This is a genomic window from Streptomyces sp. NPDC085481 (assembly GCF_044541845.1).
In the GTDB taxonomy this organism is placed as follows: domain Bacteria; phylum Actinomycetota; class Actinomycetes; order Streptomycetales; family Streptomycetaceae; genus Streptomyces.
The window spans coordinates 213346-233447 of the sequence record NZ_JBITTJ010000004.1; the positions used below are offsets into that span (position 1 = coordinate 213346).

A 20102-nucleotide genomic window follows, 5' to 3' on the forward strand; every position below is an offset into this window, starting at 1 on the left:
GCGACCGTGGAACTCCTCCTGGCCCTGCTCGCCGGACTCGCCGTCGCCGGCGCCTGCTACGGCATCCGTCTCTACCGCGCCGACGCCAAGCTGCCCGGCGACCTCCAGCTCGCCCTGGAGGTGGGTGCCACCCGTACCGGCGCCGTCGACTCGGTCGTCGACCGGCTCGGCATGCGCTGGTCGCCCGCCGTACTGCGGCTCATGGGCCCCAAGCGGGTCAACGCGGTACGCCGCCGGATCGACCTCGCCGGCAACCCCGGCGGCCTCACCATCGACCGTTACGGCGCCCGGCGCGCGGTCTACGGCTTCCTCGGCGGCTTCGGCGCGCTGCTCATGGTCTCCCGCGGCTCGATCCTGGTCGCGGTGCTCCTGCTGGCCTTCGGCGCGTTCTGGACGGAGGTCGGCATCTGGTCCGCCGTCCGCATCCGCAAGGACCAGATCGAGCGCACCCTGCCCGACTTCCTCGACGTCCTCGCCGTCGTCGTCTCGGCGGGCCTCGGCTTCCGCCAGGCGCTCGAACGCGTCGCCGACAGGTACGAGGGGCCCTGGGCGGACGAACTGCGCATCACCCTGCGCCAGATGGACATGGGCGTCAGCCGCCGTCAGGCCTTCGACGAGCTGCGCCGCCGCAACGACTCCGAGCAGGTCGCCCAGTTCGTGACGGCGCTCCAGCAGGGGGAGGAGCTGGGCGCGCCGATCGTCGACACACTGATCCAGATCGCCAACGACATGCGCCGCACCGACGCCCAGAACGCCCGCCGCAAGGCCGCGAAGGCCGTCCCGAAGGCGACGATGGTGATCACCACGCTCATGGTCCCGGCCACGATGATCCTGCTCGGGGCGGGCCTGTTCCTCGGCACGGGCACCGACTTCGGCTCGATCACGGGCGAATGAGGCACCGCATGCTGAGCGTTCTGGTGGTGGGGGAGAACCCGGTGGTGCGGGCGGGCCTGACGGTCCTGCTGGGCGGGCGCCCCGACATGCGCGTGGTGGGGGAGGCGGCGGACCGCCGTACGGCGGTGGCGCGGGCCCGCCGCCTGACCCCCGACCTGATCCTCCTCGACGGCCCCGCCGCCCTGCCGCACCTGACTCCACTGGCGCCGGTGCTGCTCCTGACGCACGCGCCGGTTCGGGCGCGGGGGTGCGCCCAGCTCGTCCACGGGGAGTTCGACGTGGCGGAGCTCGTCCGGATGGTGCGTGCGACTGCACATGCTGGTGCTGGGTCAACTGTCTCGAATATACTGCGGTTCAGAAATCCAGCTTCGCAAGTGCAACGGTTCGGTCTGAGTGCGAGGGAGGTGGAGGTGATGGACCTGATCGCGTCCGGCATGACGAATCAGCAGATCGCCCTCACCTGCTCCATCAGCGAAAAGACCGTCAAGAACCACATCAACCGCATCTTCGCCAAACTCGACAGCACGACCCGTGGCGAGGCCATCGCCTCCTGGCTCGGCACGAGGACGGCGTCATGACTACGCACCGTGATTGGGCCTACGGGCCCTGTGAACAGCCCACCTCCCGGGCGTACCCTGCCCCCGTCGCCGGACACGGAGGGGAACACCATGAACGACGCGCTGCTGAGGCTCCTGACCAAGGCCAGGGTGCACGCGGGGAGTTGGTCCGCCAGGAGGGGGGACCGGGGGCAGACGGCGGTGGAGTACCTGGGGATCATCGTGGTGGTCGTGGCGATCGTGGTCGCGATCACGGGGACGAGCATCGGCCAGGACATCAAGAACGCCATCAGCCGGAAGGTCACCGAACTGACGGGCGGTGGCGGGGGGCAGGGGCAGCATTAGCCGGACATCTGCGAGGTGATCGAGGCCAGGCCTTCCCCGTCTACATCACGGTGATGGCAGGGCTGTTGTTCCTCGCGTTCGTCTACTTCGCCGTGGGCCAGGCTGCGGCCACCCGCAACGGGGGCCAGACCGCAGCCGACGCCGCCGCGCTCGCCGCGGCGCAGGACGCGCGGGAGCAGCTGAGGGACGGCTGGCTCGACGTGATCCTGGACCCGGAGGTGTGGGACGCCTATCTGCGGGGCGAGGAGTACGTCCCGGACCTGGCCTGCGAGAGGGCGGCCCAGTTCGCTGCGGACAACGGCGCCGAACTCTGGGAGGACGGGTGCACGGCTTCGCGGTCCGGCGGGGAGGAAGAGTTCCGGGTGCGGATCCGGACGCTCGGCACCGTGGGCAGTTCGCTCGTCCCTGGTACGGAGGATCAGCACGCTGTCGCGACGGCGACGGCCGTTCTCGAGCCCCGCTGCTCCTTCGACGCACCTGAGCCGACGACGCCGCCGACCACTCCCACGCCGACGCCCACCGGCACGGCCACGCCCGAGCCGACTCCCACGCCGAGTCCCGAACCGGAACCCATCACCGGCCTCGTCTGCCACGGCGTCGAGTGGACGATCGACCCGGAGCATCCGAGGCTGCCAGACGCGGCCGATCTCTTTTCCGTCCGACTGGTCGACTGACGAGCGAAGGACCCTGTTCTCATGAGTGTGCGGCACACAGTGAAGGCCGGAAGAGGAGTGGCCGCGGCGGCCATCGCGGCCGGACTGCTCCTCGGCCTCGTCAGCTGCGGCAGCGACGAGATGCCGTCGCAGAACAAGCCGGCGGCGTCCACCACCGTCCCCAAGAGCGGCGAAGGCGGGAACACGCAGCCGCAGTCCGAGGAGCCGACCGAACCCATCGCCGTTCTCAAGGGGCAGGAAGGGCTCGAACTGTCGGTCGTCTCGGCAAAGCGCGACAGGGGAGGCTTCATCACCGTCAGCGGCAAGCTGACGAACACAGCGGATGCCATGCGCATCATCCCCGCTCAACTCGGCGGCAACGAAACCGAGATCATCAAGCATGGCAACTCCCTCGGCGGAGCCACTCTCGTCGACTCCGTCGGCAAGAAGCGCTACTACGTACTGAGGGACACGGACGGGCGGCCCCTCACCACCACCGACCTCTCCAGCCTCGCCCCCGGCGCCTGGACCTCCGTCTTCATGCAGTTCCCCGCCCCACCCCCCACCACCACCGAGGTCTCGCTCCAACTGCCCACCTTCGACCCCGCCACCATCAAGCTCTCCTGAGGGCGCAGCCATGACGACTCCCCACCGCATCGCCGCGCTCACCGCCGCCGTCGTGCTCCTGGCCGGTACCGTCGGGTCCGCTCGCGCCGACGACCCGCCCGGGTCCACCTCCAGCGCGTCCCCGCCACCCGCGATCGACGCCAACTCGCCCGAGCTCATGCTCCCCGACGGCGCCACCCTCGCCCCCGCGAAGGTGCTCGACATCAAGCAGATCGTCGAGGAGGAGGGCGGCGAGCAGCGCCGCGAGGACACCAACGTCGACGTGACGTTCGCGCTGCAGGCGGAGGTGCTGTTCCCCAAGGACAGCGCCAAGTTGAGCCCCGCCGCGACCGCGCGGATCGCCGCCATCGCCGTGGAGATCAACAAGCAGGGGTCGAGCCGGGTGCGGGTCTTCGGGTTCACCGACAACCTCGGGACGTACGAGCACGGGCTGAAGCTCTCCAAGCAGCGGGCCGACGCCGTGCAGCTGGAGTTGGCCAGGAACCTCGACCCGGGGAAGACCTTCGACATCCGCGGGTACAGCGAGGACTACCCGATCGCGGACAACGCCACCGAGGAAGGGCGGAAGAAGAACCGCCGGGTCGAGGTGTCCTTCCCGCGCACCACCGGCGGGTAGCGGGACGGGCGATGCTCAGAGTCGCGGCCGGCGCGCTCGTCGCGCTCGTCCTGGGTGCCGCCGGGAGCCCCGTTCCGCCCGGCTACCGCACCGCCCCCGACGCCCGGCCGGTCCGCACCGGTGCGGTGCTGCCCGGGCCGGGGACGTACACCGACGGCATAGAGAGGGGCGAGACGCGCTCCTACCGGGTCCGCCTCGACGGCGCCTCGAACGTCTTCCTCTCCGCCGTCCTCGCCCCCGAACCCGGCACCGCCGTCGACGTCGTGGACGGTCTCTCCCTCTCCCTGCGCACCCCCACCGGCGTGCCCTGCGGGGCAGCCAACGACATCCGCTTCTACGGCGACACCGCCCGCCCCGTCGCCGACTACGTCAGCCGGCGCGTCGAACCGGGGCGGGACTGCCAGGAGCCCGGGGAGTACGTCTTCGTGGTCGAGGACGTCGGCCGGGCACAGGGCGCGCCGGGTCGGCGGACCGTCGAGCTCGGTTACGTCGTCGAGCCGGGGCCCCGGCCCGGCGCCGCGCCCCCGCCCGCGCCCACCGCGTGGAGCACCCGGCCACCGGCGCCGGAGGCCGGCGGAGGGCAGGCGCACCCGGCCCGCGGCGGCACCGGTTTCAACGACGCCGCACCGGTCGGCGCCGGCACCTGGCGGGACGAGCTGCGGCCGGGGGAGAGCAGCTTCTACCGGGTGCCGGTGGCGTGGGGGCAGCAGCTCTTCGCGCAGGCGCGGTTCGCCAACGCGACGCCCCCGCCAGGCCGTTCCGCGCTGCCCGACGGGCTGCGGCTCGCGCTGTACAACCCGGCGCGCGGCGCCGTCGACGAACGCAGGGCGCTGTACACCGGCGCCCCCGCCACCCTGCTCCTCGCCACCGCCCCCGCCGCCTACGCCAACCGCACCGAGGGCACGACGGACGCCGTGAGCGCGATGCGCTTCGAGGGGGCGTACTACCTGCAGCTCACCCTCGACCGGCGCGCCCCCGCGCCCGTCCCCCTGGCCCTCGACCTCACGCTCACCCCCTCGGCCGAACCCACCGGTCCCGATCCGACCCTTCGTGCCGTCGGCATCGCCGGCATCACCACCGGCACCGTCCTCGTCGCCGGGCTCGGCGCCTGGCCCGTCCTCGTCACGGGCCGCCGCCTGCCCCGGCGCCTCACCCGCCGCCGCCCCTGGAGCCGGCCCGGGAAGCGTCCCCGGGGCCGGCCAGGAGGCCGCCCTCGGGGCCGTCACGCGGCAAGGTCCTGAGCGCCTCCCGGATCGTCGCCGTCATCCGGTCCGGGCGGTCGAAGACCTCGCGCGCCGTGAAGCGCAGCACCCTCCGCACCCCCGGGCAGCTCTGCAGCTCGTTGAAGCGGTGGACGTCGCGTTCGTGGGCCCGGCGGGTGCCGTGGAAGGCGAAGCCCTCGATCTCGACGACCAGTCCGGCGGCACGGAAGTAGAAGTCCGGGCACAGGGGCCGGCCCGCCGGGGTGTGAAGGACGGGCTGGGTCTCCGGGTGGAGACCCGCGTCGTGCATCCGCAGCCGGGCCACCGTCTCGGCGGGGGAGCTCGCTCCGGGACGCGCCAGCGGGAGCCAGCGCCGGGCCCGCGGCCCGCCCGCGCGGCGGGGCACGGCGAGTTCGGCCGCGAGCTCCGCCTCGCGGACCAGCGGGTCACGGCGCCGGCCCGCGACGAAACGGCGGGACAGCGCCGAGTCCGCGAGCACCAGTGCCTCCTCGCGGGTGGCGGCCGCCCGTATCAGATCGGCGACCGTCCGGGCCGGACCCGTCACCCGCAACCCGCGCCGCACCGTGCAGTCCCCTCCGGTGAGCCGAGCCGTCGCGTGGATGCGTATCCGGCCATGAACGCCGGGTCCCGAGCCCCGCCCCGCCGGGGCGGTGAACTCCAGGACCGGCACGTCCGGCGGGACGCCCGCCGCCTCCCCGAGCAGTTCGATCCGGTGCAGCGCCGCCGCCGTGCGGTGACTGCACACCAGGTCGGGGCGGAGCAGTTGGGCCGCCCCCGCCCGCACCCACCAGTCCACCTCCTTTCCCGGGACCGCCCACGCGCCCCTGCAGATCCGCTGCCAGCCCTCCCCGCGCAGCCGCCCGGCCAGCCGGCCCCGCGGCCAGCCCGCGGCGAGCGCCCACGCCGTGAGGAGCACCCCGCCCCGGGCGAGACTCACCAACTCGTACATACGAGCAACGATCCACGGAAGGGGGACTCTTCGCACCCCCTGTGGAAAACCGGGCATAAGACGTCGCCAGGAAAGCGCAAAAGTGACGGGACGGTGCACTTCAGGAGGAGCATCCTGGTCCGAAGAGCTACAGAGTGCTTTCGAAGTGGGCAGCCGATGACGACCACGACCCCGAGCGTGCAGCTGGTCAGCGACCTCGTCGCCCGGATCCCCGAGTTCCGTGCCGCGTACGACTCGCACGTCTTCACCCAGGGCGGCGTCCTGCCGCACATCTTCTTCTGGGACGTCGTCCAGGACACCGTCCGTTCGTTCCTCGGCGACATAGGAGAGGAGAGGGCCGCCGTGGACTGGCGGCGCACCCTCGACTTCCTGGAGGAGCAGAGCTGCCGCGGCGACCTCGGCATCGACGACGTCATCGTCACCTCGTTCCTGGGCGACCTCCCGCACCCCCACGAGCCGGGCCACGCGATCGTGCAGCAGCTCGGCCCGGTCATGGCGGCGAGGTTCCTCCGCATCCGGCCCCGGGGGTAGCCCGCCGGGGGCGGGCGCGCTCTGGACATAATCGACCGCATGTCCCGCACCACCCCCGCCCCGCCCTGGGCCGCCCTCGGCGGCTACGCCGCCACCCGACTGCTCGGCCTCGCCGCCCTCGCCGTCGCCTCGGCGGCCACCGGCGAGGACGGCTGGCACCGGCTCAAGGGGCGCTGGGACTCGGTCTGGTACACCCGGATCGCCGAGCACGGATACGGGTACGAGGTCACCCTGCCCGGCGGCGCCGTCCACGCCGACCTCGCCTTCTTCCCGCTCTTCCCCGCCCTCGAACGGGCCGTGTCCGCCGTCCTGCCCGTCGACGCCGCCACCGCCGGGCTCCTGCTCTCCTGGGCCGCGTCGCTGGCCGCCGCCTGGGGCATCCACGCGGTCGGCGCGCACGTGGCCGGGCCGCGGGCCGGGGTCGTGCTGGCCGTGCTGTGGGGCGTGTACCCGACCGCGTTCGTGCAGTCGATGGCGTACACGGAGACCCTGTTCACCGCCCTCGCCGCCTGGTCGCTGCTCGCCGTGCTGCGCGAGCGCTGGATCCTGGCCGGCACCCTGTGCGCGCTCGCCGGGCTGACCCGGCCGACCGCCGCCGCGCTGATCGCCGCGATCGGGATCACCGCCCTCGCCACGCTCGTACGGGAGTTCCGCGGACGAGAGCCGCGCGCGCCTCGTGAGACCGCGCCCGGTGCGAACCGCGCGCCCCACCCGGGCCGCCTGAGGCGCATCGCCCCGGTCGTCGCCGGCGCCCTCCTCGCGCCCCTCGGCTGGCTCGCGTACATCGTCTACGTCGGCGTCCTCCAGGGCGGCGCCACCGCCTACTTCGACGTCCAGGCCGCCTGGGGCAACTCCATCGACGGCGGCGTCGCCCTCGCCCGCTTCATCGCCGGCCTCCCGTGGCCCGCCGCGCTCGGGCTGTGCGCGGCGCTCGGGCTGCTCGGCTGGCTGGTCGCCCTGTGCGTACGGCAGCGGCAGCCGCTCCCGCTGCTCGTCTACACCGTCGCCGTCGTCGCGGTCTCCCTCGTCGGCGCCGCCTACTTCGGGTCCCGGCCGCGCCTGATGATGCCCGCGTTCGGGCTGCTCCTGCCGCCCGCCGCGGCGCTGGCCCGGCTCCGTACCCGTACCGCCGTGCCCGTCCTCGCCGGGCTCGCGCTCGCCTCGGCCTGCTACGGGGCGTTCACGCTGCTCGGTTCGGGTCCTCCGTGAGCCGGATCCCCACCCGGACGCCGGGCCGCACTCCCCAGCCGGCCATCGCGCCGCCCGCCGCCTCCAGGACGTGCCGGCCGCGGGGGCGGATCATGCCGAGCCGGCCCGGGCGCATGGTGACCACGTCGAGGACGGTCAAGGACCGGTCCAGGTAGGCGATGTCGAGGGTGAAGCGCATGCCGAAGGTGTGCACGCTGTTGGTGGGCGTGATGAGCAGGGCGCCCGCGATGCCGTCCCGCCCGAGCAGCCCGCGCCGCCGGGCCCGGTAGGAGGCCGCGACCTCCAGCGGCACCGCCCCGCCCGGCGTCTCGAGGATCCCCGCCCCGTCGCGCCAGGAGCGCCGTGAAGCCCGGCCCGAAGTCCGGCCCGAAGCCCGGTCCCAAGCCCTGCCCGAAACCCGGCCCCAAGCCCGGCCCCAAGCCTGCCTCCAAGGCCGCCCCGAGGTCCTTCCCCAAGTCCTCCCCATGCGGGAGACAGTAGCCCTAAGGTCGGCCCGTGGACGCCCCCTTGATCGCCCTCGTCGCGGCCGCCGCCCTGTGGGGCGCGGCCGCCGGACGTCTGGTCCCCCGTGCCGCGTACCGGCTCTCCGTCGCCCCGGACGAGCCCTGGCGTACGCACTGCCCGGCCGGCCACGCCTTCGCTGGGCCCGGCCGCGGCTGGCTCGGCGGTCCGGGGCGGGGGGCCTGCGCGACCACCCCCGCACCACTCACCGCGCCCCTGCTCACCGCCCTGGTCTGCGCCGCGCTCGCGCTGGCCGCCGGGGGCCCCCGGCCCGAACTGGCCGTCTGGCTGCTCGCCGCCCCGTTCGGCGTGCTCCTCGCCTGCGTGGACCTCCGCGTCCACCGGCTGCCCGACCGGGTCACCCTGCCGCTCGCCACCACCCTGCCGCTGCTGCTCGCGGCCGCCGCCCTCCTGCCGTACGCGGCGGGGTCCTGGCTCCACGCGCTGTTCGGCGCGGCCGCGCTGGGCGGCGGCTACCTGCTGCTCTTCCTCATCCACCCCAGCGGCATGGGCTTCGGCGACGTCAAGCTCGCCGTCCCGCTCGGCGCCGCGCTCGGCTGGTACGGCTGGGGGGTGCTGTTCGCGGGGGCCTTCGCCGGTTTCCTGTTCGGCTCGCTCTACGGCCTCGGGCTCGTCCTCACCCGCCGCGCCGGGCGGGGGTCCGCGATCCCCTTCGGTCCCTTCATGATCGCCGGCGCCCTCCTGGGCCTCCTCCTCGGCGCGTTCACCGCCGTCCCCTGAATGGACCGCCCTAGCATCACGCCATATGCGGACAATCGATGAGAAACCGGTACTGAATCGGCGGCGGGTGACCGTCCTCCCCACCCCCTGGTACCGGCGCCCCGGCCTCCTCCCGTGGGCCTGGGCCGCCGCCCTCTGCCTGCTCTACGCGACCGTTGCCGTGCGCCGCCACCTCCTCATGCGTACCACCGGCTACGACCTCGGCATCTTCGAACAGGCCGTCCGCGCCTACGCCGACCTCCGCGCCCCCGTCGTCCCCCTGCGAGGCGAGGGTTTCAACCTCCTCGGCGACCACTTCCACCCCCTCCTCGCCGCCCTCGCCCCGCTCTACCGCCTCTGGCCCTCCCCGCTCACCCTGCTCGTCGCCCAGTCCGCGCTCCTCGCGCTCTCCGCCGTCCCCCTCGTCCGCTGGGCCGCCCGCGTGCTCGGCCGCCGCGCCGCCCACGCCGTCGCCGCCGGGTACGGACTGAGCTGGGGCATCGCCTCGGCGGCCGCCTTCGACTTCCACGAGGTCACCCTCGCCGTACCGCTGCTCGCCTGGTCCGTCGAAGCGCTCGGCCGACAGCGCTGGCGGGCCGCCGCCTGCTGGGCCGCGCCCCTCCTGCTGGTCAAGGAGGACCTGGGGCTCACGCTCGCGGCCGTCGGCGGCTACATCGCGTACAAGGGGCCGCGCCGGCTCGGGCTCGCCGCCGTCGCCGCCGGCGTGCTCGGCTCGCTCCTCGAGTTCAAGGTGCTGCTGCCCGCCCTCGCCACCACCGGCGGCTACGCCCACGGAAGCAACCTCGCCCCGGCCCACGGCTCCCTGCTCGCCACCCTCGCCCACGCCCCGCTCGACGTGTTGCGCCCCGAGCTGAAGGCGACCACGCTCATCCTGGTGTTCGCGCCCTCCGCGCTGCTCGCCCTCCGCTCCCCGCTCGCGCTGCTCACCCTTCCCACCCTCGGCTGGCGGATGGCCTCCGAGAACGGCTTCCACTGGGGAACGGCCTTCCACTACAGCGCGATCCTCATGCCGGTCGTCTTCGCCGGGCTCCTCGACGTCCTCGGCCGCGAGACCGATCGCCGCACCGTCCGCGCCGCGCTCGCCACCGTCCTCGCCGTGACGGCCGTCCTGCTGCCCTCGTTCCCGCTGGCCCAGCTCGCCCAGCGGGCCACGTGGCACACCACACGGCACCTGGAGGCCGCCCGCGCGCTCCTCGACCGGATCCCGGACGGCGCGACCGTCGCGGCCTCCAACCGGCTCGCCCCGCAACTCACTTCGCGCTGCACCGTCGTCCTCTTCCCGACCTTCCCGGTCGGTGGCCGGCTCTACGAGTACCGGCGCAAGGACCTGCCCCCGCCGACCGCCGAGTGGATCATCCACGACGCGCAGGCCCCGGAGGCCTGGCCGTACCAGCCGGGCCACTGGCCCTACCCCCTCGACCAGCAGAGGGCGGAGCTGAAGGCGGCACGGAAGCACGGGTACGAAGTGGTGGCGGCCCGCGACGGGGTGACGCTGCTGCACCGCTCCGCCGACCGGTCCGACACCCCCCGGGCCCCTCGTACATCCTGATCCCCGGGCACGCCCTATGCGTGCGGTCCCACCGTCACGGGCCCCACCGTCAGCTCGGCGCGGCCCTCAAGGACCGTCGCCACGCGCTCCGCTCGCGCCTCCAGCTCCCGCAGCCGGGCCGCGCCGAGCTTCCGGAGCGGCTCGACGGTCACCGCGATCCGCTTCCCGGAACGGCGCTGGTGCCAGACGCCCGCCACCGTCCCGTCGACCAGCAGCACCGGGAAGTTCCCGGCCTGGCCGCCCGCCAGGGCGCGGCCGTACGCCTCGCCCGGGAAGAGCCGCTCGCGCGGCTGGGAAGCGATGGCGAAGGCGTCGAAGTAGGGCAGCAGCCGCACCCCGCGCGCCGGCCGCTCGTCCTCGAACGCGGTGTCCCCGGCGGCGACCCACGCAGGGCGCGGGCCATCCGGCGCGCCGTCGTAGGACACCTCCTCGATCCGCCCGGCCCCGGCCAGCGCGGCGAAGAGCTCCGCCGCCCAGCCGGCCGGCGCCGCCAGCCACTTCGCGAACCACTGCGGGGTCGCGGGTCCGTAGGCGCGCAGATAGCGCTCCACCAGCTCGCCGAGCGCCCGCGCCCCCGCCGTCGGGCGCACGCCCGGGTTCGTGTACGTGACCTTCCGGCCCCGGTCGCGGCCGAAGCCCAGCACCCCGCGGTGCGCGGCCACATGGGTCATCTGGCGCCAGCGCGGCCACTTGTCCTGGAAGGCGTCCATCACCCGGTCGCCCGCCCACGGGCCGGTGCGCGCCACGATCGCGTCGGTCAACTCGTCCACGGTCAGTTCCGCGCCCGCCAGCGCGTCCGCGATGGCCGCCACGACCTCGTCGGTCTGCGCCGCCGTCATCCGTACGTCCGGCGGCATCGGGCTCGCCCCGGCCGGGATCGCGGAGAGCGCGCCCGTCCACATCGGCAGGTCGTCGGCCGCGAGGAGGTGGACGGTGCCGCGCGGCCCGTACGTCTTCACCAGCGTGCGGTCCTCCCAGAGGGCCGCCCGTACGTCCGCCCTTGTCCCCTCGGCCGTACGCAGTGCGAGGGACAGCTCGGCGGCGGAGAGGACCTGGGCGTGCGCGCCGAGCATCGCGGCGGCCACCGCCGCGGGCGGGGCGTCCGTGGGCTCGTCCAGGAACTGGCGCCGGATCCTCCGGGCGTCCGCCTGCGCCCAGGTGACACGGGGTGGGGTGGAGGTCGTCATGTTCCGACCGTAGGGGCCGAGTAGGTCAGAACCTGTCCCACTCGGCCGAAGAGGGGGGTAGGTCAGGACCTGTCCGCCTCGGCCGAAGAGTCCGTCTCCGACCTGCGTCGCCGCGTCAACCGGGCTACCCGCCCCGAGGGTCCCCCGTGGGAGGTACCGAATCCGCCGCCACGCCCGGGCGCAAACCCGCCACGGGGCCTTACAGCCCTTGTGCCGCTTGGCCTCCGGTGAATCCGGGGCCGTCTGTTCGGCGCGCGTGGCACGCAGCACGACTAATGAAGGGTTATGGTGGAAACCCCCCCTCGGGCCGGTCCGTATCCCCCCCACGGACCGGCCCGTTTTCTTTCTCCGCCGGCGTGTTCATCGACACTCCGCCGGCGTCACGCCCGCGTCACCGCAGGCTCGTCAGCCCCGGCCGGCCCAGATGTTGGCGCCCGCGGTGTCGACGGCGAAGGAGTCGATCTCCTTCAACTCCTCCTCCGTCAGCGGAGGCCCGGCCAGCGCCGCGATGTTCTCCTCCAGCTGGGCCACGCTCGACGCGCCGATCAGCGCTGACGTCATCCGCTCGTCACGCAGCACCCACGCGAGGGCGAGCTGGGCGAGGGACTGCCCGCGGCGCCCGGCGATGTCCGCCAGGCCGCGCAGCCGGCGCAGCACCTCGTCGGAGAGCAGGTTCGGGTCGAGGGACTTGCCCTGGGTGATCCGGGAGCCCTCGGGGACGCCCTTCAGGTACTTGTTGGTGAGCAGACCCTGGGCCAGCGGCACGAAGGAGATGCAGCCCATGCCGGCCGCCTCCAGGGTGTCGAGGAGGTTGTCGTCCTCGGTCCACCGGTTGATCATCGAGTACGAGGGCTGGTGGATCAGGGCCGGGACGCCCATCTCCTTCAGGATCCGCGCGGCCTCGGCGGTCTGTTCGCTGGTGTACGAGGAGACGCCCACGTACAGCGCCTTGCCCTGCTGCACGGCGGAGGCGAGCGCCCCCATCGTCTCTTCCAGCGGGGTGTGCGGGTCGAAGCGGTGCGAGTAGAAGATGTCGACGTAGTCGAGGCCCATCCGCTTCAGGGAGGCGTCGAGCGACGACATCAGGTACTTGCGGGAGCCCCACTCGCCGTACGGCCCGGGGTGCATCTCGTAGCCGGCCTTGGTCGAGACGATCAGCTCGTCGCGGTAGGGCGCGAAGTCCTGGGCGAAGATCTTGCCGAAGTTGAGCTCGGCGGAGCCGGGCGGCGGTCCGTAGTTGTTCGCCAGGTCGAAATGGGTCACCCCGAGGTCGAAGGCACGGCGCAGGATCGCCCGCTGCGAGTCGAGGGTGCGGTCGTCGCCGAAGTTGTGCCACAGGCCGAGCGAGATCGCGGGGAGCTTGAGCCCGCTGCGGCCGGTACGCCGGTACTCCATGGCGTCGTAGCGGCCCGCGGCGGCGCGGTACAGGGGGGAATCAGTCACGTATCTCTGCTTATCACGGACTTGTGACAGTCCCGGGCTGGGAGCCCGTGACCCGTCCGCAGTAATGTGGCGGCTTCGGGGGCCGACACGCATGGAGGGGTAAAGAACAGTGAACCTGCGCGACCTGGTGTACGGGCTCTACGCACGCCGGGTGGAAGGCCGACTCGACCACGCCCAGGTGCCCAAGCACATCGGTGTCATCCTCGACGGCAACCGCCGCTGGGCCAAGGCCTCGGGGGGCACCCCCGAGCAGGGTCACAAGGCCGGCGCGGACAAGATCCAGGAGCTGCTCGGCTGGTGCGTCGAGACCGACGTCGAGGTCGTCACGCTCTGGATGCTCTCCACCGACAACCTGAACCGCCCCGAGGACCAGCTGGTCCCGCTGCTCGCGATCATCGAGGACGCGGTGCGGGCGCTCGCCGCCGACGGCCGCTGGCGGGTGAACCACGTGGGCACCCTCGACCTGCTGCCCGCGCGCACCCAGTCCGTCCTGAAGGAGGCCGAGCAGGCCACGCACGACAACACGGGGATACTCGTGAACGTCGCGGTGGGCTACGGCGGCCGGCAGGAGATCGCGGACGCGGTCCGCTCGCTGCTCCTGGAGCACGCGGAGAAGGGGACGAGCTTCGAGGAGCTCGCCGAGATCGTCGACGTCGAGCACATCTCCGAGCACCTCTACACGCGCGGCCAGCCCGACCCGGACCTGGTGATCCGCACCAGCGGCGAGCAGCGCCTGTCCGGATTCATGCTGTGGCAGAGCGCCCACTCCGAGTACTACTTCTGTGAAGTGCACTGGCCCGCCTTCCGCAAGGTCGACTTCCTGCGCGCGCTCCGCGACTACGCGGCGCGGCACCGGCGCTTCGGTAACTGACGTCACCCACGGAACACCCGTCACCCTGTGTTCACGAACACGCCGTCATATGCCATGGCATGACGGCGTGTGTTCGAGGGCATATCCCTGGTGAAGTGAGCGGCACGGAGACCGCCACCCGGGAGGCCCTTTGCACCAGGACGACCGTGCAGGAGATGTACGGACGAGGCGGAGGGCCGGCGCTCGGCCCGCGCATCGTGGCCTGAGCCCGGTCCCATCCCGCAGCGACACCGGCTCCGTCATGGGCGGCGCCGTCGCACCCCGACCTCACAGGGGTCCTCGAAGGGGGTCTGTCCTTCCGTGGTGACCAGCAATAAGCGCCGCTTGTCCGACAGGCGCACCTATGTTCTCGACACCAGCGTCCTGCTGGCCGACCCCAGCGCGATGTCCCGCTTCGACGAGCACGAGGTCGTGCTGCCGATCGTCGTGGTGACCGAGCTGGAGGCCAAGAGGCACCACCCCGAACTCGGCTACTTCGCCCGGCAGGCCCTGCGCCTCCTGGACGACTTCCGGGTCCGGTACGGACGCCTCGACGCCCCGCTCCCCATCGGGGACCTGGGCGGCACCCTGCGTGTCGAGCTCAACCACTCGGATCCCGGCGTCCTTCCGGCCGGCTACCGGCTGGGGGACAACGACTCCCGCATCCTCGCGGTCGCCCGCAACCTGCAGGCGGAGGGGTACGACGTCACGGTCGTCTCCAAGGACCTGCCGCTGCGGATCAAGGCCTCCTCGGTCGGGCTCCTCGCGGAGGAGTACCGGGCCGAGCTCGCCATCACGGACTCCGGCTGGACCGGAATGTCCGAAGTCGCCCTCTCCGCCGACCAGGTCGACCTGCTCTACGACCAGGAGACGCTCTACGTGCCGGAGGCGGCCGAGCTGCCCGTGCACACCGGCCTCGTGCTGCAGTCCGAGCGGGGCAAGGCGCTCGGCCGGATCACCGCCGAGGGGAACGTCCGCCTGGTGCGCGGCGACCGTGAGGCATTCGGCATCCGTGGCCGCAGCGCCGAACAGCGGATCGCGCTGGACCTCCTGCTCGACCCGGAGGTCGGCATCGTCTCGATGGGCGGCCGGGCCGGCACCGGCAAGTCGGCGCTCGCGCTCTGCGCCGGCCTGGAGGCGGTCCTGGAGCGCCGCCAGCACCAGAAGGTGATGGTCTTCCGTCCGCTGTACGCGGTCGGCGGGCAGGAGCTCGGCTATCTGCCGGGCACCGAGGCCGAGAAGATGAGCCCCTGGGCGCAGGCGGTCTTCGACACCCTCTCGGCCGTGGCGAGCCGCGAGGTGATCGAGGAGGTGCTGGGCCGCGGCATGCTGGAGGTCCTGCCGCTCACCCACATCCGGGGCCGCTCGCTCCACGACGCCTTCGTCATCGTGGACGAGGCCCAGTCCCTCGAGCGGAACGTGCTGTTGACCGTTCTGTCCCGTATCGGGGCGAATTCCCGGGTGGTGCTGACCCACGACGTCGCCCAGCGCGACAACCTGAGGGTCGGCCGGTACGACGGAGTCGTCGCCGTGGTCGAGAAGTTGAAGGGCCATCCGCTGTTCGCGCACGTCACCCTGACCCGCTCCGAGCGCTCGCAGATCGCCGCGCTCGTGACCGAAATGCTGGAGGACGGCCAGATCTGACCCGAAACGCACGGTAGTTGGCGCCGCCCGGCAAAGCGCAGGAGCTTAGCCGGGCGGCGCCGCGCTGTCCGCCGTATCGACCAAAACCCTTTACCCCGCCCAGGTGTGAGCTTTCACACGCAGGATGGAATTGCCTTGCGGTGTCGCCGTCCGGCAGAGTCTGGTTTCCGTCAGGCCCCGCATACGGCACACGTGCACCTTCAGAGGTGCGACACCACACAACTCAACAGTCGTTCGCCGTATGCCGCCCACAGCACCACGGGCCCGTGTCTTCAGTGACCCAGTAGTCGAAGACCAGCGTCAGGGGCACGATTTCGCCCGCTTGGTCACCCTGTGCGGCGATGCTGGAAGGAAACCGTGTGAGCCGGATCTCGGTCCGGGGATTCGCGGTGGCTTCGGCCACTGCGGTCACCACTGTCGGCGCCGTCGTCGGTGTTGCCTCGGGCAACGCCGCGCAGCCCTCGGACGACAACTTCGAGGCCACCGCGGCCGACACCACGCTGCTCGCGGACATCCCCGTGGGCGAGCAGGCCCAGGTACAGGTCTCCACCCTCGCGGAGCAGGCCGACGTCCAGGCCGCCGCCGCCGACTCCGTCGCGCGCAAGTCCGCCGAGGAAGCCGCCCGCATCCAGGCCGCGAAGGACGCCGAGGCCAAGAAGAAGGCCGCGGACAAGGCCGAGAAGGAGCGCAAGGAGGCCGAGGCCGAGCGCGCCAGCCGCTCCTCCCTCCGCGACGCGTCCAGCTTCTCCGCCCAGGGCTCGTACTCCGTCGCCGAGGTCAAGGCGATCGCCCGCCAGATGATCCCGGCGGACCAGTTCCAGTGCTTCAGCAACATCGTGGACCACGAGTCCGGCTGGAACTACCGCGCCACCAACGCCTCCTCGGGTGCCTACGGTCTGGTCCAGGCCCTCCCCGGCTCGAAGATGTCCTCGGCCGGCGCCGACTGGCAGACCAACCCGGCCACCCAGATCAAGTGGGGCCTCAGCTACATGAACGGCCGCTACGACAGCCCCTGCGGCGCGTGGTCGTTCTGGCAGGCCAACCGCTGGTACTAGTACCGGCCGCGCTCAACTTCGCGGAGCCCCTCGCCGTCCTACGGTGAGGGGCTTCGTGCGTGTAGGTTCGGGGGGTTCCAGGGGGGAGAGGGAAGAGCATGTCGAGACTGCCAGGATGGCTGCACCGGATGGGCGAGGGCCTCAGTCGCATGGGCGAGCGCCTTGACGAGCGCCGCGCGGAAGCCGAGCGCGCGCACCAGCTCGGCGCGCCGTCGGTCCCCGGCGCGCCCCCGGCCCCCGGCATCGCGCCGGCCGTCGGCGCCGCGAGCGCCGGTGCCATGGGCGCCGGTGCCATGGGCGCCGGACCCGATCCCGTCGGACCGCCGACCGTCGCGCCCGGGCCGGCCGGGCCCGGGACGGCCGCGCCCGAGCCTGCCGATCCGCCGGCCGGCGCGCCCGGCACAGCCGGACCCGACACCGGTGCGCCCGCCGCCGTGCCCGTCGCCGCCTCCGTCCCCGCGCCGCCCGACTACGCGCCCGCCGTCGCGGCCCGGCCCGACCCGGTCGCCGCCATTCCGTGGGGCATGCGGGTCGCCGCCGAGGCCGGCTGGCGCCTGCTCGTCCTCGCCGGCACCGTCTGGGTCCTGATGAAGGTGATCAGCTCCGTCCAGCTGGTCGTGCTCGCCTTCGTCGCGGCGCTCCTCATCACCGCACTGCTCCAGCCCACCGTGGCTCTGTTGCGCAGGAAGGGCCTGCCCCGCGGACTCGCCACCGCCGTCACCGCCGTCTCCGGCTTCGTCGTGATGGGCCTGGTCGGCTGGTTCGTGGTCTGGCAGGTCATGGACAACATCGACACCCTGTCCGACCGCGTCAAGGACGGCATCGAGGAGCTCAAGCACTGGCTGCTCGACAGCCCGTTCCACGTGACCGAGCAGCAGATCAACGACATCGCCAAGAACCTCAGCGACACCATCGGCGCCAACGCCGAGCAGATCACCTCCGCCGGACTCCAGGGCGTGACCGTGGTCGTCGAGGCGATGACCGGCATCCTGCTCGCCATGTTCTCCACCCTCTTCCTGCTCTACGACGGGAAGAAGGTCTGGGAGTGGACGCTGAAGCTGGTGCCCGCCCAGGCCAGGCCCGGCGTCGCCGGCGCCGGACCGCGGGCCTGGCGCACCCTGACCGCGTACGTGCGCGGCACGGTGCTGGTCGCCCTGATCGACGCCGTCTTCATCGGCCTCGGCCTCTACTTCCTCGAAGTGCCGATGGCCGTGCCGCTCGCCGTCTTCATCTTCCTCTTCGCCTTCATCCCGCTCGTCGGCGCCGTCGTCTCCGGTGCCCTCGCGGTGGTCGTCGCGCTCGTCACGAACGGGGTGTTCACCGCCCTGATGGTGCTCGTGGTGGTGCTCGCGGTGCAGCAGATCGAGGGCCATGTCCTCCAGCCGTTCATCCTCGGCCGGGCCGTACGGGTCCACCCGCTCGCCGTCGTCCTCGCCGTCGCCGCCGGCGGCCTGACCGCCGGCATCGGCGGCGCGGTCGTCGCCGTCCCGCTGGTCGCCGTCGCCAACACGGTGGTCGGCTACCTCCGCGCGTACAGCACCGAACAGGCCCTGCGCGCCACCCCCGAGCCGCGCGGCGCGACCGCCTACGAGGTGGCGCCGACCGCCGCCCCCGGCTCGGCGGAACGAGTAGCCGGAGGAGGGCTGTGATCTCCGAACCGGAGCTCGTGGGCGGAACGGCGTTCCCCGACGCCCTCCCGCCCCTCCCCGTGGACCAGGACCAGGACCAGGACCCGGACCCACGCCCGAGGCCGCCCCGAGCCGGCCGCCCCTGGCTGTGGGCGCTCGGCGGCGCGGTCGTCGCCTCGGCGGTGTGGGCCGGCGGCCTCTACGCGTACGACCGGCAGGGCGAGGACCGCGGGCCCGACCTGGGCGGCTACCGGGCGGACGTCGATCCGTGCAAGGAGGCCCGGCTGGCCGGCCTCTCGTCTTCCCTCGGCCGCAAGGGGGAGACGACCGACCCCCTCACGCAGGAACACCCCGCCCTCTTCCGGGCGGAGTGCGTCGTGTCCCTGGAGGCGAAGCCGGCCGCCTACGAGGTCGCGGTCACGTACACCCTGCACCGGGTCACGGACCCGGGCCCGGAGTTCGAGGCCGCGATGAACGACCCGCTGCTGGGCGTCGGCGACCGCATCTCCGGAGTCGGAGAGCTCGCCTATGTCAGGGAGGACAACGGCAGCGATATGGAGCTGCACGTCCTGGACGGGCAGGCGGTCATCGTGTTCTCGCTCTCCCTGGTCCCGATCTACGACGCCATCGGCCCGGGGGCCGAGCCGTCCGAGCCGCCCGAGCTGGACCCGGCGGCGACCCGCACCTTCCTCGTGGAGGACATGACCGCGCTGATGGCGGCGCTCAAGAAGTGACGCGCTCGGAAGTGACCGAAGGGCCCCGGGGCTGCACCCCGGGGCCCTTCGTGTCGTACGTCGTGCGTCCGGCCCTATTCGGCCAGGACCGCCTCGGCGTCCAGCGTCACGCCGACCGCCTGGATGACCGCGGCGATCTTCACGGCCTCCTGGATCGTCTCGCGGTCGACACCGGCCTTGCGCAGGACCTGCTCGTGCGAGTCCAGGCACTGGCCGCAGCCGTTGATCGCGGAGACGGCCAGCGACCACAGCTCGAAGTCGACCTTCTCGACGCCCGGGTTGCCGATGACGTTCATCCGCAGACCGGCGCGCAGCGTCCCGTACTCGGGGTCCGACAGCAGGTGCCGGGTCCGGTAGAAGACGTTGTTCATCGCCATGATGGCGGCGGCCGACTTGGCGGCCTGGTACGCCTCGGGCTTCAGGTTCGCCCGGGCCTCGGGCTCCAGCTCCCTGAGGACCTTCGGCGAGCGCGAGGCGATGGCGCAGGCCAGCACCGTGCCCCACAGCTGCTGCTGCGGGAGCTCGCTGTTGCCGATCACCGAACCGAGGTTCAGCTTCAGGTCCTTGGCGAAGTCCGGTACGGCGGCCTTCAGCTCATCGAGCGCCATGCTCACTCACCGGCCAGGAGCGCGACCGGGTCGAGGGTGTCCTCGCCCTTGCTCCAGTTGCACGGGCACAGCTCGTCGGTCTGCAGGGCGTCCAGGACCCGCAGGACCTCCTTGGGGTTACGGCCGACGGAACCGGCGGTCACCATGACGAACTGGATCTCGTTGTTCGGGTCGACCACGAACACGGCGCGCTGGGCGAAGCCGTCCGCACCCTCGACGCCGCAGTCGCGCATCAGCTCGTGCTTGGAGTCGGCGAGCATCGGGAAGGGCAGGTCACGCAGGTCGGCGTGGTCCTTGCGCCAGGCGTGGTGGACGAACTCGGAGTCGCCGGAGACGCCGAGGATCTGGGCGTCGCGGTCCGCGAACTCGTCGTTCAGCTTGCCGAACGCGGCGATCTCGGTGGGGCAGACGAAGGTGAAGTCCTTCGGCCAGAAGAACACCACGCGCCACTTGCCCTCGTAGGACTTGTGGTCGATCTGCGCGAACTCCTTGCCGCTCTCCAGCGACACGCAGGCGGTCAGGTCGTAGGTGGGGAACTTGTCACCGACAGTGAGCACG

The 20102-nt window shown here is 72.5% G+C and carries 22 protein-coding genes; 16 read left to right on the top strand and 6 right to left on the bottom strand.

The features are described 5' to 3' along the window. The first annotated feature begins 6 nt into the window (after nucleotides 1–6). The 7 genes from ACIGEZ_RS11880 to ACIGEZ_RS11910 all read left to right on the top strand — a co-directional run bounded on the left by ACIGEZ_RS11880 (nucleotide 7) and on the right by ACIGEZ_RS11910 (nucleotide 4933). Nucleotides 7–894 carry a DUF5936 domain-containing protein gene (locus ACIGEZ_RS11880; protein ID WP_399829153.1) on the top strand — a complete coding sequence of 296 codons (888 nt, stop codon included), beginning with the start codon at nucleotides 7–9 and terminating at the stop codon, nucleotides 892–894. Between the two features lie 8 nt (nucleotides 895–902). Continuing rightward, nucleotides 903–1472 (top strand): response regulator transcription factor, encoded by a 570-nt coding sequence (locus tag ACIGEZ_RS11885; protein WP_399829155.1) that lies wholly within the window; start codon nucleotides 903–905, stop codon nucleotides 1470–1472. Nucleotides 1473–1562: 90 nt separating this feature from the next. Further along, nucleotides 1563–1796, top strand: a complete 234-nt coding sequence (locus ACIGEZ_RS11890) for a Flp family type IVb pilin (protein WP_399829158.1) — start codon at nucleotides 1563–1565, stop codon at nucleotides 1794–1796. A 53-nt stretch (nucleotides 1797–1849) separates the two neighbouring features. Next, entirely contained in the window at nucleotides 1850–2470 is a 621-nt protein-coding gene (locus tag ACIGEZ_RS11895) for a hypothetical protein (RefSeq protein ID WP_399829160.1), read from the top strand. Nucleotides 2471–2491: 21 nt separating this feature from the next. Next, a complete protein-coding gene (locus ACIGEZ_RS11900) occupies nucleotides 2492–3076 on the top strand; it encodes a hypothetical protein (protein WP_399829163.1) in 585 nt (194 codons plus the stop codon). Nucleotides 3077–3086: 10 nt separating this feature from the next. Beyond that, nucleotides 3087–3692 carry an OmpA family protein gene (locus ACIGEZ_RS11905; protein WP_399829166.1) on the top strand — a complete coding sequence of 202 codons (606 nt, stop codon included), beginning with the start codon at nucleotides 3087–3089 and terminating at the stop codon, nucleotides 3690–3692. 11 nt (nucleotides 3693–3703) lie between these two features. Beyond that, nucleotides 3704–4933 carry a hypothetical protein gene (locus ACIGEZ_RS11910; protein ID WP_399829168.1) on the top strand — a complete coding sequence of 410 codons (1230 nt, stop codon included), beginning with the start codon at nucleotides 3704–3706 and terminating at the stop codon, nucleotides 4931–4933. Here ACIGEZ_RS11910 and ACIGEZ_RS11915 read toward each other — a convergent pair. Next, complete coding sequence (locus ACIGEZ_RS11915) at nucleotides 4842–5864, bottom strand: DUF559 domain-containing protein (RefSeq protein ID WP_399829171.1); 1023 nt, start codon at nucleotides 5862–5864, stop codon at nucleotides 4842–4844. The genes ACIGEZ_RS11910 and ACIGEZ_RS11915 overlap by 92 nt on opposite strands. 156 nt (nucleotides 5865–6020) lie before the next feature. Between ACIGEZ_RS11915 and ACIGEZ_RS11920 the strand changes: the two genes are divergently transcribed. Beyond that, nucleotides 6021–6395 carry a hypothetical protein gene (locus tag ACIGEZ_RS11920; protein ID WP_399829173.1) on the top strand — a complete coding sequence of 125 codons (375 nt, stop codon included), beginning with the start codon at nucleotides 6021–6023 and terminating at the stop codon, nucleotides 6393–6395. Nucleotides 6396–6434: 39 nt separating this feature from the next. After that, the gene (locus tag ACIGEZ_RS11925; RefSeq protein WP_399829175.1) at nucleotides 6435–7604 is read left to right on the top strand and encodes a hypothetical protein; all 1170 of its coding nucleotides are present in this window, start codon (nucleotides 6435–6437) and stop codon (nucleotides 7602–7604) included. Here the strand turns inward: ACIGEZ_RS11925 and ACIGEZ_RS11930 are convergent. Beyond that, the gene (locus ACIGEZ_RS11930) at nucleotides 7576–7896 is read right to left on the bottom strand and encodes a DUF192 domain-containing protein (RefSeq protein WP_399829178.1); all 321 of its coding nucleotides are present in this window, start codon (nucleotides 7894–7896) and stop codon (nucleotides 7576–7578) included. The two genes, ACIGEZ_RS11925 and ACIGEZ_RS11930, sit on opposite strands and share 29 nt — an antisense overlap. A gap of 203 nt (nucleotides 7897–8099) precedes the next feature. On the opposite strand from ACIGEZ_RS11930, the gene ACIGEZ_RS11935 reads away from it, so the two are divergent. Then, complete coding sequence (locus ACIGEZ_RS11935; RefSeq protein ID WP_399829181.1) at nucleotides 8100–8846, top strand: prepilin peptidase; 747 nt, start codon at nucleotides 8100–8102, stop codon at nucleotides 8844–8846. 67 nt (nucleotides 8847–8913) lie between these two features. Next, nucleotides 8914–10395, top strand: a complete 1482-nt coding sequence (locus tag ACIGEZ_RS11940; protein WP_399829183.1) for a DUF2079 domain-containing protein — start codon at nucleotides 8914–8916, stop codon at nucleotides 10393–10395. 14 nt (nucleotides 10396–10409) lie between these two features. On the opposite strand, the gene ACIGEZ_RS11945 is transcribed toward ACIGEZ_RS11940, so the two are convergent. Next, a complete protein-coding gene (locus tag ACIGEZ_RS11945) occupies nucleotides 10410–11582 on the bottom strand; it encodes a winged helix DNA-binding domain-containing protein (protein ID WP_399829185.1) in 1173 nt (390 codons plus the stop codon). 405 nt (nucleotides 11583–11987) lie between these two features. Then, nucleotides 11988–13025, bottom strand: coding sequence for an L-glyceraldehyde 3-phosphate reductase (mgrA, locus tag ACIGEZ_RS11950; RefSeq protein WP_399829188.1), 1038 nt, complete (start codon nucleotides 13023–13025; stop codon nucleotides 11988–11990). 109 nt (nucleotides 13026–13134) lie between these two features. Here mgrA and ACIGEZ_RS11955 point away from each other — a divergent pair, with 109 nt between their 5' ends. The 5 genes from ACIGEZ_RS11955 (at nucleotide 13135) to ACIGEZ_RS11975 (ending at nucleotide 18936) form a co-directional block, all read left to right on the top strand. Then, nucleotides 13135–13896 carry an isoprenyl transferase gene (locus tag ACIGEZ_RS11955; RefSeq protein ID WP_399829190.1) on the top strand — a complete coding sequence of 254 codons (762 nt, stop codon included), beginning with the start codon at nucleotides 13135–13137 and terminating at the stop codon, nucleotides 13894–13896. A 300-nt stretch (nucleotides 13897–14196) separates the two neighbouring features. Then, the gene (locus tag ACIGEZ_RS11960) at nucleotides 14197–15519 is read left to right on the top strand and encodes a PhoH family protein (RefSeq protein ID WP_399829193.1); all 1323 of its coding nucleotides are present in this window, start codon (nucleotides 14197–14199) and stop codon (nucleotides 15517–15519) included. Nucleotides 15520–15878: 359 nt separating this feature from the next. Continuing rightward, complete coding sequence (locus ACIGEZ_RS11965) at nucleotides 15879–16574, top strand: transglycosylase SLT domain-containing protein (RefSeq protein WP_399829196.1); 696 nt, start codon at nucleotides 15879–15881, stop codon at nucleotides 16572–16574. 98 nt (nucleotides 16575–16672) lie between these two features. After that, on the top strand, nucleotides 16673–18223 hold the full coding sequence (locus tag ACIGEZ_RS11970) for an AI-2E family transporter (RefSeq protein ID WP_399829199.1): 1551 nt from the start codon (nucleotides 16673–16675) through the stop codon (nucleotides 18221–18223). Then, nucleotides 18220–18936, top strand: a complete 717-nt coding sequence (locus ACIGEZ_RS11975; protein WP_399829201.1) for a hypothetical protein — start codon at nucleotides 18220–18222, stop codon at nucleotides 18934–18936. The genes ACIGEZ_RS11970 and ACIGEZ_RS11975 overlap by 4 nt, the downstream gene beginning before the upstream one ends. A gap of 74 nt (nucleotides 18937–19010) precedes the next feature. Here ACIGEZ_RS11975 and ACIGEZ_RS11980 read toward each other — a convergent pair whose 3' ends face one another. Together ACIGEZ_RS11980 and ACIGEZ_RS11985 are read right to left on the bottom strand one after the other, a co-directional pair. Further along, on the bottom strand, nucleotides 19011–19544 hold the full coding sequence (locus tag ACIGEZ_RS11980) for an alkyl hydroperoxide reductase (protein WP_399829203.1): 534 nt from the start codon (nucleotides 19542–19544) through the stop codon (nucleotides 19011–19013). A 2-nt stretch (nucleotides 19545–19546) separates the two neighbouring features. Further along, nucleotides 19547–20101 (bottom strand): peroxiredoxin, encoded by a 555-nt coding sequence (locus tag ACIGEZ_RS11985; protein ID WP_399829205.1) that lies wholly within the window; start codon nucleotides 20099–20101, stop codon nucleotides 19547–19549. Nucleotide 20102 lies beyond the last annotated feature (1 nt).